This is a genomic window from Vibrio sp. JZG120, assembly GCF_053890955.1.
In genome coordinates this window covers 1-665 of the sequence record NZ_JBSRRK010000047.1, presented here as the reverse complement: position 1 = coordinate 665, position 665 = coordinate 1, and the positions used below count along the sequence as shown (strand labels likewise).

1 pseudogene is annotated in these 665 nt (G+C 46.6%); it reads left to right on the top strand.

The window, feature by feature from the left end:
- Positions 1-79: 79 nt before the first annotated feature.
- Positions 80-665 (top strand): annotated as a pseudogene (locus ACWPOD_RS23730) (IS5 family transposase); the annotation flags it as partial.

Sequence of the window (665 nt, the reverse complement as noted above, 5' to 3'; positions counted from 1 at the left end):
GGCTTTGTTGCTTAAATCGATGGAACTAAATCAAGAAGCTACGATCTGATCGGCTACACCCATTAATCGTCGTAGCCTCATGCCTAAACCTCGTTACAAAACAACTAACTGGACGCAGTACAACAAAGCCTTAATAAACCGTGGTTCTCTGACCTTTTGGATTGATGAGGAAGCGATAGCCGAGTGGAAGCAAAACAAACAAGGCAAGCGCGGCAGACCTCGCCAATTCTGCGACTTAGCCATTACTACTGCACTGATTGATGGTGAAACGCATATTCTCTATGCCGTTGAGAGCACTGCAAGGATTTCTAGACTCGGTATTTAAGCTGGCTAACATCCCGCTAGTTTGTCCCCACTACACCTGTATAAGCCGTCGAGCTAAGGAAGTTGAGGTTTCATTTAAAACTAAAACCAGAGGTGCGATACAACACCTAGCCATTGATGCCACTGGCCTCAAGGTTTATGGCGAAGGCGAATGGAAGGTCAAGAAGCATGGTACTGACGGGAAGCGTAGGGTTTGGCGTAAGCTGCATATCGCAGTAGATACTAGCACCCACGAAAAAGTTGCAGCAGAGCTGAGCTTATCTAACGTAACCGATGCTGAAGTACTTCCCAACTTGCTTAAGCAGACACGTCGTAAAGTCATTGAGATGTCAGGCGATGGT